Annotated in this window: 9 protein-coding genes; 2 read left to right on the top strand and 7 right to left on the bottom strand. The window is 36.9% G+C overall.

The window, feature by feature from the left end; all coding sequences use genetic code 11:
• Nucleotides 1-156 precede the first annotated feature (156 nt).
• Nucleotides 157-1,503 (bottom strand): glucose-6-phosphate isomerase, encoded by a 1,347-nt coding sequence (locus ACYSNO_RS08060; protein WP_461730561.1) that lies wholly within the window; start codon nucleotides 1,501-1,503, stop codon nucleotides 157-159.
• Between the two features lie 86 nt (nucleotides 1,504-1,589).
• Nucleotides 1,590-2,939 (bottom strand): NADP-specific glutamate dehydrogenase, encoded by a 1,350-nt coding sequence (gene gdhA / locus ACYSNO_RS08055; protein WP_461730560.1) that lies wholly within the window; start codon nucleotides 2,937-2,939, stop codon nucleotides 1,590-1,592.
• A gap of 135 nt (nucleotides 2,940-3,074) precedes the next feature.
• Here gdhA and ACYSNO_RS08050 point away from each other — a divergent pair, with 135 nt between their 5' ends.
• Nucleotides 3,075-4,340 carry a BaiN/RdsA family NAD(P)/FAD-dependent oxidoreductase gene (locus tag ACYSNO_RS08050; RefSeq protein WP_461730559.1) on the top strand — a complete coding sequence of 422 codons (1,266 nt, stop codon included), beginning with the start codon at nucleotides 3,075-3,077 and terminating at the stop codon, nucleotides 4,338-4,340.
• Nucleotides 4,341-4,421: 81 nt separating this feature from the next.
• Here the strand turns inward: ACYSNO_RS08050 and ACYSNO_RS08045 are convergent, their stop codons facing one another.
• The 5 genes from ACYSNO_RS08045 to ACYSNO_RS08025 all read right to left on the bottom strand — a co-directional run bounded on the left by ACYSNO_RS08045 (nucleotide 4,422) and on the right by ACYSNO_RS08025 (nucleotide 8,269).
• Nucleotides 4,422-5,075, bottom strand: coding sequence for an ABC transporter ATP-binding protein (locus ACYSNO_RS08045; protein WP_461730558.1), 654 nt, complete (start codon nucleotides 5,073-5,075; stop codon nucleotides 4,422-4,424).
• A complete protein-coding gene (locus ACYSNO_RS08040) occupies nucleotides 5,076-5,954 on the bottom strand; it encodes a hypothetical protein (protein WP_461730557.1) in 879 nt (292 codons plus the stop codon). It lies immediately after the preceding gene.
• Nucleotides 5,947-6,714, bottom strand: a complete 768-nt coding sequence (locus ACYSNO_RS08035; RefSeq protein ID WP_461730556.1) for a hypothetical protein — start codon at nucleotides 6,712-6,714, stop codon at nucleotides 5,947-5,949. Before ACYSNO_RS08035 ends, ACYSNO_RS08040 begins: the two co-directional genes overlap by 8 nt.
• Nucleotides 6,711-7,820 carry a hypothetical protein gene (locus ACYSNO_RS08030; RefSeq protein WP_461730555.1) on the bottom strand — a complete coding sequence of 370 codons (1,110 nt, stop codon included), beginning with the start codon at nucleotides 7,818-7,820 and terminating at the stop codon, nucleotides 6,711-6,713. Before ACYSNO_RS08030 ends, ACYSNO_RS08035 begins: the two co-directional genes overlap by 4 nt.
• A gap of 95 nt (nucleotides 7,821-7,915) precedes the next feature.
• Complete coding sequence (locus tag ACYSNO_RS08025; RefSeq protein WP_461730554.1) at nucleotides 7,916-8,269, bottom strand: hypothetical protein; 354 nt, start codon at nucleotides 8,267-8,269, stop codon at nucleotides 7,916-7,918.
• Between the two features lie 223 nt (nucleotides 8,270-8,492).
• Between ACYSNO_RS08025 and ACYSNO_RS08020 the strand changes: the two genes are divergently transcribed.
• Nucleotides 8,493-10,478 (top strand): sensor histidine kinase, encoded by a 1,986-nt coding sequence (locus tag ACYSNO_RS08020; RefSeq protein ID WP_461730553.1) that lies wholly within the window; start codon nucleotides 8,493-8,495, stop codon nucleotides 10,476-10,478.

Raw genomic sequence — 10,478 nt, 5'->3', positions numbered from 1 at the left:
ACAGGTAAAATACAATGATACTTTTCAATAGCGGTGTGCTTACTTCTTTTAGACATACAAAAAACTCCTCTCATAGTAGACTAGAATTTTTATTTTTTCTAGTGTCTACTATGAGGGGAGCATATCAACTTCAGTCATTCCTTTGTTTTATTTTTTTTATAGACGTTCGTTTAATTCTTTTGCTAATTCTTCAAAGCCTGGTTTACCTAGTAAAGCGAACATGTTGGCTTTATAAGCCTCTACCCCTGGTTGGTCAAATGGATTGACACCATTTAAGTAACCTGAGATTCCCACCGCAATTTCAAAGAAGTAAACCAAATGGCCTAAAGTGAAAGCATCCATTTCGGGTAACTTCACTAAGAAGTTCGGTACATCGCCATCTGTATGTGCTAATAAGGTTCCTTCGAAAGCTTTCGTGTTTACGAAATCAATGTCTTTGCCTTCTAAGTAACCTAAACCATCTAAGTCTGTATCTTGCAATGGAATCGCAATTGATTTCCGCGGTTTTTCTACTTTTAAGACCGTTTCAAAAACGTTACGCTGACCATCTTGGATTGTTTGACCAATCGAGTGTAAATCTGTTGAGAAGTTGGCACTTGATGGGTAAATTCCTTTTTGATCTTTTCCTTCAGACTCGCCGAATAATTGTTTCCACCATTCAGAGAAGTATTGCATGCCAGGTTCGTAGTTGACTAGGATTTCGATTGCTTTGCCTTTACGATGTAAAATATTGCGTAAAGCTGCGTATTGGTAGGCGCCATTTGTTGTTAAATCAGCGTCTGCATAAGCTGCTTGGGCATCTTGAGCTCCTGCCATGAGCGCGTCGATGTCTGCGCCACTTACGGCAATTGGTAATAGACCAACCGGTGTTAAGACCGTAAAACGTCCACCCACGTCATCTGGAATCACAAAGGTTTCCCAGCCTGCTGCATCGGCTTCAACTTTTACTGCGCCTTTTTCGCGGTCTGTCGTTGCGTAAATTCGTTTGTTCGCTTCTTCTTGACCGTATTTTTTAATTAATAATTCTTTAAAGACACGAAAGGCAATTGCTGGCTCTGTCGTTGTTCCAGATTTTGAAATCACGTTGACAGAGAAATCACGGTCACCAATTAATTCAATTAAGTCTGCTAAGTAAGTCGATGAAATCGAGTTTCCAGCAAAAAGAACTTGTGGTGCTTTACGCGCTTCTTTTGGCAATTCGTTATAGAAAGAATGTTGTAAAAATTCAATCGCTGCACGAGCACCTAAATAAGACCCACCAATTCCGATCACAACTAAGACTTCAGAGTCAGATTGGATTTTTTTTGCTGCTGCTTTGACACGAGCAAATTCGTCTTTGTCATAGTTTGTTGGTAAATCAATCCATCCAACATAATCATTTCCTGGACCTGTTTTCTCACGTAACGCTTTATCTGCTGCAGTTACTTGTGTTTGCATGTAAGCTAATTCGTGGTCTTTAATAAATGATGATACTTTTGAATAATCAAATTGAATATGTGCCATGAAATATCCCCCTTAAAAGAATCAATATTTTTTCACTACAGTACTACTTTACTTTTTTTAGACTGATTTATCAAGCCCAACTTCGACTAAACCAACCCTTGAATCAACATTGCTTGCGCTACTCGTTCGAAACCAGCAATATTTGCTCCTAACATGAAATTGTTTTCAGCATGATGGGCTTTTGCTGTTTCACGACATGTTTCGTAAATGTTTTTCATAATGTTATCGAGTTGTTGGTCAACTTCTTCTATCTCCCATTGCAAACGTTGAGAATTTTGACTCATTTCTAAAGCGGAAACGGCTACGCCCCCCGCATTTGCTGCTTTTCCTGGGCAATAATAAAGACCCTTTTCTAAGAAATAATCGACGGCTTCCAATGAGCTTGGCATATTCGCTCCTTCTGCAACAATCCGAATCCCATTTTCGACCAACACGTTTGCTTGCTCTCGTTCAATTTCATTTTGCGTTGCACAAGGAAATGCTAACTCTGCTTTGACTTTAAAATCCCAAACGCTCGCACTTGGAAAATACTGGGCATTTGGACGTGTCTCAACGTACTCGGATAAGCGGGCACGACGCACTTCTTTTAGTTCTTTTAATAGTGTTAAATCAATCCCTGCTTCATCGTAGATAAAACCAGAAGAATCCGAACATGTGACTGGTTTTGCACCGAGTTGATACAATTTTTCGATACAATGAATCGCCACATTGCCGCTTCCTGAAACCATGGCAACTTTAGCGGTTAATTCTTCGTTTAAATCTGCTAGTAGGTGCTTCACAAAATAAACGACGCCATAACCTGTCGCCTCTGTTCGACCTTTACTTCCCCAGAACTCTAGCGGTTTCCCTGTTAAGACACCAGCATCATATTGTTTGATACGCTTGTAAGCTCCATATAAATAACCAATCTCACGTTTCCCAACCCCAATATCTCCGGCCGGAATATCCGTATTTGGACCAATGTACTTGGCTAACTCAAGCATAAAGCTTTGACAAAAACGCATAATTTCACTATCGGACTTTCCTTTTGGATCAAAATCACTGCCACCTTTACCGCCACCAATTGGTAAGCCAGTCAGGGCATTTTTAAAGATTTGTTCAAAGGCTAAAAATTTTAGAATACTTAAATTCACCGATGGATGAAAGCGAATGCCACCTTTATAAGGTCCAAGAGCAGAGTTAAATTGAATCCGATAGCCGCGATTCACTTGCCAATCCCCTTGATCGTCTTGCCATGGTACGCGAAATTGAATCACTCGTTCAGGTTCTGTTACAAGCGAGACAATATTTTTTTCTTGAAATTCTGGATGGTTTTCTAAAAATGGCGTGATTGTTGGTATGAATTCATCAATTGCTTGTAAAAATTCTTTTTCATGCGAATTTCCTCGATGAATGTTTTCTTGCACTTTTTTAGCGTATTCTGATGCGTTTGTCATGAAAGTCCCTCCCTAATTTGGTAGTATGATTTTATCAGATAATTAGAAAATTTTCATTCTTTATCATTGAAATGATGGAAAGTTTTTTAGATTTTCAGTTTTCTTTCTTAAATAATTGAAATTAGAGGTGTAAACATGGAAAATTCTTATGACGTCATCGTGGTCGGTGGCGGTACAAGCGGTATGATGGCTGCAATTGCCGCTGCTGAAAAAGGGGCGAACGTCCTCATGGTTGAAAAAAATAAACGTTTTGGTAAAAAATTATTAATGACAGGGGGCGGTCGCTGCAATGTGACGAACAATCGACAAGTGGACGACCTCATTCGGCACATCCCAGGAAATGGAAAATTCCTTCACAGTACTTTCTCACAGTTCAATAATTTTGACGTGATGGCTTTCTTTGCTGAACAAGGTGTCGCTTTAAAAGAAGAGGATCATGGGCGGATGTTTCCCGTCACCAATAAGTCAATGACAATCGTCGATGCCCTCGTCAATCGCATGAAAGCATTGAATGTAACCTTTGCCATGAAAACAACCGTCAAAAAACTCATGCGCGACGCGACCCAAATTCAAGGCGTGGAGACAGATTTTGGGGAATTCTACGCCTCTTGTGTTGTATTAACTACGGGTGGACGAACCTACCCTTCCACAGGTTCAACAGGAGATGGGTACGCTTTAGCAAAAAGAGTGGGACATACGATCAGTCCTTTGTATGCGACAGAATCTGCCCTTCTTTCAGAAGAACCTTACATTACCGATAAAACCTTACAAGGGATTTCTCTACGGGATATTTTATTAACGATTCAAGACAACAAAGGAAAAGTCGTTACCGAACATAAAATGGACTTACTCTTTACCCACTTCGGCGTTTCTGGCCCCGCTGCTTTACGTTGCTCGTCTTTTGTGAACCAACTATTAGAAACACAAGCGCATGTCACTGCAGTCCTTGATTGTTTCCCCGATTTATCCGAAGGAGCATTGCTCAAACAGTTACAATCCGCTCTAGCAGATACCAAAAAAACGGTAAAAAATGCCTTAAGTGCTTTTTTACCGGAGCGTCTATTGGCCTTCTACTTAGAAGACTTAGCCATTACAGATTTACCAAGCAATCAACTTACAGAAGAACAAATCAATGGCATTTTACAAAAATTCAAAGCCTTTGAAATTGCCATCAACAAAACCTTACCGATTGAACGTTCTTTTGTAACGGGTGGTGGCGTCAACTTAAAAGAAATCAATCCAAAAACCATGGAGAGTAAATTAATGCCTGGACTCTTCTTTGCTGGAGAGTTGATTGATATTAACGGCTATACTGGCGGCTTTAATATTACCGCAGCCTTTTGTACAGGACATAGTGCGGGTACCCATGCGGCAGAAATCGCAAGTTATTTTGCTTTTTAAAAAATAAAACTCCACGAAGACCCTTTTTCATGAGGTTCACGTGGAGTGTTTATTTTGAATGATTGAAACAAAAAATCTGACTCAGCTACCAACAAAAAGCTGTGGTTCTTCAAGCACTCTTCCTTGATCCATTTCATGGACGGTATCACATAGTTCTTGAATATCCTCGGCATAATGAGAAGCAATTAAAATTGTTGTCCCTGTTTCTCTTAAATCCTTTAATAAATTACGAATTTCAATCACACCATAGCGGTCCAAACCGTTCATCGGTTCATCTAGCAATAGTATTTCAGGTTCTTCCATAATTGCTTGGGCAATAGCTAAACGATGTCGCATCCCCAATGAATATTTAGAAACATGCTTTTTTTCCTGAGGATCAAGCCCCACTCGACGAATGGCCTCCTTAATCTTCTCATCGGTTATTTTTCTTTTGATCGATGCCAATAACTTTAAATTTTTGAATCCACTCATTGAACCGATAAAACCTGGATTTTCAAGAATAATTCCCATATCTTGAGTCGCAGCAACCTTAACTTCCTTTCCATTTAATATAATTTTTCCCTCATCGACTTTCATAAAACCACAGATACATTTGAATAAGACGGTTTTCCCAGAACCATTTCGACCAATAATACCGTGAATTTTCCCTCTTTCAAAAGTTAAAGATACCTGATTCAAGGCGATTGTGTCCTTAAATTTCTTCGTTACATTCATTATCTCAATCGCATCAACCATTTATTTTCCCCCCTGAATTGTATTGATGTCTTTATGTATAAATAACTCGACTGAAAACCACATTAACAATAAAATCCAAAGAAGGTAGTTCACTAATGCAAAAGTAATTGATGGCGCATTCCCTTGATTATTCCAATCTAAATAAGAAAGACTCACCCAAGAGACAGGAGAAACAAAAGAAATGTTTTTACCAAAGCTGAGTTGTCCTAGGTATACTGAAAAATAGGCGAACGAAATAAATGTCCCTGCAACCAACATCCCGCTCTTGCCTCCTATCCATAAATTGAAAAATAATAGTATACTTGCGATCAAGAGCGTACAAAGCCAAAACAAAAGAAAGGCGAAAAGCATCGTCTGTGCTGGACTGTAAGACTCCATGACGCCTGCGATTGGTTGGAATTGTAAGAATATCGTATTGGGTACTTGGGAGATTTGATCGGTACTAAGCACTTCTAAAACGTTCCCCCAACTCATCGTAAAGACAACGTTCGGTAGTAAAATTAAAACTGAACCCATGACATAAATGAAAGTGTAGCAAAAACTTGATAGAACCAGATAAACAATTTGACCTAAAATCCAATTTCTACGCCCCGTTCGAATGAATAGAAATCCAGCATGGTCATCCATAAAAGGCGCGTGCCCATAAAAAAGTAATGCCGTTCCACCAATAATAAAATACAAAGATGGATTTTGAATAAAAAAAGGGAAACTCCAAGGTGAAACTCCCTGTTGGATGTATTTAGCAAAAGATTTTAAGGGTGTGAAAGTATAATATTCATAAATAAAAATGATTGCTAAAATAATATAAAAACGTGGATTTGAATAAATTTTTTTGAAATTAATTCTTGCACTTAACCAGATCATTTTTAAATTAGCCATTCAAAAGCCTCCTTTTTATCCGCCACATCGTCATCGCCCCTAAAGGAAGGCATAAAATAGTAATAACTAATGCTTTTGTTAGCAATGATTGAACGGCACTCATACCATCATACACAGCAGCAATCCAATAAAGTGGATCAACCACCATCGGCAAGGACAGGTTCGTTGTTATCCTTAAAAGTGAAAAATAAAGAATCATCGGTGCCGCAGCTGTCGTAAAAACATTCGGTACAAAACTTGAAAAACAAACCCCACTGACAGCAACAAAAGCTCCCACAAGACTCTGATGGGTTAAATAGAATAAAACGCCTTTTAACGTTTCTCCTTGATTGACCAACAAATCATATGGTCCCTCTGAAGAAGGGCTAACAAAAAAAGGATATTTCAGCCATAGCACCAACAAAAAAAGTGTCAGACCAAAAAAAACAATCAGAAAGCCGGTAATTGCTGACACCAAAACTTTCGTTAAACTATATTTTGTGACTCCCGTGCGAATCACAAACAATGTAGTGGCATTTTCTTCTACTTCTTTAGCGTAACTTAAGCCATAAGCAAAAGTAGGAAGAATCGTTAAAATCGTGCTTGCCATGCCACTTCCTTGTAAAGCTAATCCCATAAAATACCACACGGATAAGTAAGATTCGGTTGTTAACATGCCTCCGATTGCAATTAGTAGAAGGACTGTTACTCCTAAAACTCCACCAATAAACCCTCTCGAAAATACACTTCTTTTAAGCTCTCTTTGTAGTAAAGGATTCATTCCTCAATCCCCTCCATTATCCGTTCCCCTGTTCCAGCATCATAAAGTAATGTTTGATACTCTGGATAGACGAAGGTCGGATGATTTTCTTGCTCGTATTTTTTTTCTTGCCGAGTTGTTAGTTGCCAGACAGGTATCAGTTTCAGTGTTTTTTTTCCCTGAATGATGACATATTTTAAGTGACAGGATTCGATAACCTGATCTGCTAGTAAAGGTTGTTGCTCAAAAGATTTCAAGACTTCCTCTGGTGAAATAATGCTCGTTTCACCTAATTTTTGTCGAATCGTTACTAAATTTTTCGCATTGATCTCTGCAATTCCTGTTTCTTTATAGATAGCAAGAACTCCTGGTGAGAGATGAGGAAATTTTTCATCTGCTGTTCGTTTTTCCCAATGTTGGTTTACAATAGGAATTCCTTCAATTGTTTGTTGAAATAAAAAAAGATAGGCCTCATCATCTTTTTGTGGCATTCGAAAAAACTCAGCTTGAATATTTGATGATTGAATTTGTTCTGTCATTTTCTCAAAGGATAAGCGATAGCCTAGACCTTCAGCTAAATCGATTGGATAACTAGCAATAGACTGAAAAATTTGTCGAATAAGAGAAAGTACTTTTTCTTTTGGAAAAAAAGTTAAATCCGATGGAACTTCATAGTTTTTTAAATCAAAAGTAAAATGATTATAAAAAGAAAGATCCCCTGTCTTATTTTGTGGGGCGTCAGTTACTCCTAATAGTTCATAGGGAAAAATATTTTCCGATATTTCACGGCTATAATTAAAGCCGCCATCTACGCCGGTTTTCTTGCCTGCCCCGTCTCCATTATCAAAGATGTTTAAGTATTCACCTGATTCTGTTCGATAAGTCGGGCCCAGCGCGGTATTTTCAACCTTTCTTATCGGTGTTTGTAAAATTTTTTCCTCTAATCGTTCCGCTGAAAAGCGTATTCGGTCCACTGAAAAGACCGATACCTTCTCAGGATAAACAATCTCGTCTACTTTAAACTCATAAATAAATTGATGTTGATTAATGAGTTCTTGTTTTTGAGAACAGCCGCTAATGAAAATAAGGAATAGGAATAGAATGCAGCATTTTATTTGAGTATTCATATCTCTTCATCTCACTTTTTAATAATAAAATAATAAAATGAATCAAAAATAACCTTTGTGAGCATATTCTTTTTGATTCAATTTATTCTAATTAATTATTTATCCCAAGATCCTGTGGCCAAGTATGCATTATATGCCCCTGAAACATTCGGATAGGCTGTTAAGCAATATGAGCCTCCGATCCCCCCATATCCTCCATTCCAACTAAGATTTGTTCTAGACGTATTACTTTTTGTTACAATATTTGTAGCCATAGTAGAAGAGTATCTTGTTGGAGATAAAAAATATGCTGTTGGTATTGTAATTGCATTTGGTTGTACATATGGCGTAGCGGTATTCGTTTTTTTATTAAGAGTTGTTGATTGAATACTATTTAAAAGTGGCGTAGGTATCCAAAGTGAATAAGATAATGCGGAGACACTACTATTTATCCCTCCAAATAATAACAAACCCAAACTCACGGATGCAAAAATTTCTTCTTTTTATTCATAAAATCATCCCCTTTAATTATAATATTTTGATTTTCCCTCGCCCGAAAATCATTTTTTTCTTACTATTTCTAGTTTAATGTATCCGAATTCATTTGACCTCTGTAATTTGTGCAACTTCCCTTTGATTTCTCTTTTTCTTTTGATAGACTGTAACCAAATAACAATTAAGGGAGGAGTAAAAATGGAGCTTGCTAAGAAAAGTGCTTTTTTAATGATCTGTCTTAACTTTTTATTATTTATTTTCACAACCTATTTGTTAGATGATTTTTTACAATCCTTTATGGTTTTACTTTCGAGTCAGAGCATACTTTTGACCCTTTTCGTCTTCCTTTTTAGCTCGTTTATTTTTATTCGAACAACTGATTTTAATTGGCGAACCGTCTCTTATCTTTTAACGATTATGCTTTTAGGTTGGACAATTTATTTTTATACTTTATTTCCTGATATGTTTTTTCCCTATGTACTTTCTTTAACGGCTCATTTCCTATTACCATTGTCATTCCTAGTCTTCTTTTACACTTTTACACCTAAGTTAAATAAAATCTGGCTGATTAGTGGGCTTCTTTCACTTGTACTTGTTAATTTCAATAATTATCAACGAAAGGAAGCTGCATGGGATCTTTTACTTATGCTCCTTTGGTGTTTTTTCTTTTATTTTATCGCCAATCATCGACATTCGAGTCACGCAAAAAAAACGCAAAAATTTATCCTAAAAATATTAGTTTTAACCTTCACACTTTATATAGTTTTATTATCACTGCCAAATTTTTTATTGAATATCGATTACTCTTCTGTCACTTTTCTCTTGCTCAATGGAACGAGTTATTTACTTTTACCAATGGTTCCCGTCATTAGTATTGGCTATCTTTTGATTCAAAAAAGAGAGATTCGTTTCATGCTTGATTTTCAAGATTATTTACTACAATTAGGATTTGGTGTGCTGTTATTCGGAACAATCCTTTTTATTTCGATTGATTTCTTAAAAATACCACTGCCGCACATCTTAATGATTACAACAATGTTTTACTTGATTTATTTCGTTTCCACCGTCTTGACCCAACAACAATTTCTAACTCGCTATACCAACCTAACAATGAGCAATTCTAAACAGAAACAGACATTCTTTGATGAACAAGTTTTCCATGCTCAATTACTCTCCAACCTTGACCAAGCAGTAGAACAATTACTTGGAATAGCACTAGATCCTAAGGGCTTTGCTATTATTTGGAAAACAAGCCACCATTCTTTCATCATTCAAAAGCATGGAAGTTTAGAAAATATTCGTTTATCAAAAAAGCTAATGATTGAATTAGAAATGGCTAATGATACACTCTATTACCAAAAGCATCCATTAATCAAAAAAGAATGGAACCATCATTCAGAACTTCAAGGTTGGATTTTAATTGATTCACCTAGCAAACCTGATTTTTCAGTCTTAAATAACTTGATACCTCTCTTACTTTTTTCAGAAAAACTAAGTGGTTATCAACGATCCATTCTCCCAGAATATTTATCTATCTATCAGGAACAACTACAAGACGCAACTTATCTACACGAGATGGAAAAACTTAGGAAAGAGCTCTCTTATTATCTACATGATGACATTTTACAAACGATTTTAGCAGTTAAAAACGTAGCGGAAGTCGCTACTGGAAATAAAGAAGATTTACTACTCACTCTCCAAAAAATTAGTATTTATTTAACACAAGTCAATCAAAGGATTCGTGAAAAAACATTTGACTTATATCCAAGTATGCTAAAAGACTTGCCTTTTAAACAAAGTGTTTTAGCACTCGTCGAGCAATTTAAAGCCCGACAAGCAAACGATAATTTCCCGCTCATTCACATTCAAATCGACGATGCAATCGAGATTCCAGAAATCATTCGTTTTACGACTTATCGTATCTTAAAAGAACTCATTCAAAATGCTTTAAAACATGCCCAAGCGAAAAATATTATTGTAAAGATCGAAGAACACCAGTCTTTAATAAATTTGAGCGTGGAAGATGATGGTATTGGATTCTCTCAAAACCAATCGGTGCAAAACCATTTTGGGTTGCGTTCAGTGATCCAAGATGTCCATAGCCTCTCTGGTAAAATGAAGATCCTCTCGAGTGATTTAAAGGGAAGTCATATTCAAATTGAAATAATAAAGGAGGAGAAATGA

The organism is Enterococcus sp. LJL98 (genome assembly GCF_054871745.1).
The sequence above is the reverse complement of the archived record's forward strand: the minus strand, read 5'-3'. Positions and strand labels throughout refer to the sequence as shown.